Below are 645 nucleotides of genomic sequence, written 5' to 3'. Positions count from 1 at the left end.
CTACCAACTGAGCCATGTCCGCTTTGCGAGGAATTACTATACGTGATTGCCAGGGTGGATGCAAGCATAAATATCGAATGTGTTCGCAGTGTGGAATGAGCAGGTATTTATGGGTGCCCTGACGGGTGGCTGCTGTAGTGCGGGCAAGCGCGTGGTGGTGGCGGCTTGGTGTTGGCGTAGCGCCGCGCGTAATGGAGCGATATTGTTGCTTGGATGTGCGGCGACGGTTTGGTTCCAATCGATACATGTATTAGATTGGACCACATTGAACCTCTTCATATGGTCCGCTGTAATACCACTGTTGAAATCGGTATTACAGCGGACCAGAAAAATCAGAAAAAGTGGTTATCTATAATACCGATCTCATTTTGCGTATTACCAGGAACCACTTTGGATCCAAATAATGGTCCAAAGTAATACATGCATCGGATCATGCCACTTCGCAGCGGCCCTCCCGCTGGCTCGCCATCCCGGCGGACAACTCCAGCGCTGATACCAGGGGGGAGGGCGTCTTTACAGCACGGGGATAGCGGGGAGCGGCAAGTTCAGGGCAGGTCAACGTCCCACCAACTGCCCGCGTACATACCAAAAAGGGCGCCCACATGGACGCCCTACAAAGTTCTGGAGGCGAAGCCCGGATTCGAA

It is taken from the genome of Collinsella sp. UBA1693 (assembly GCF_002320115.1).
Lineage (GTDB): Bacteria > Actinomycetota > Coriobacteriia > Coriobacteriales > Coriobacteriaceae > Collinsella > Collinsella tanakaei.
Note: the sequence above shows the minus strand (reverse complement) of the source record.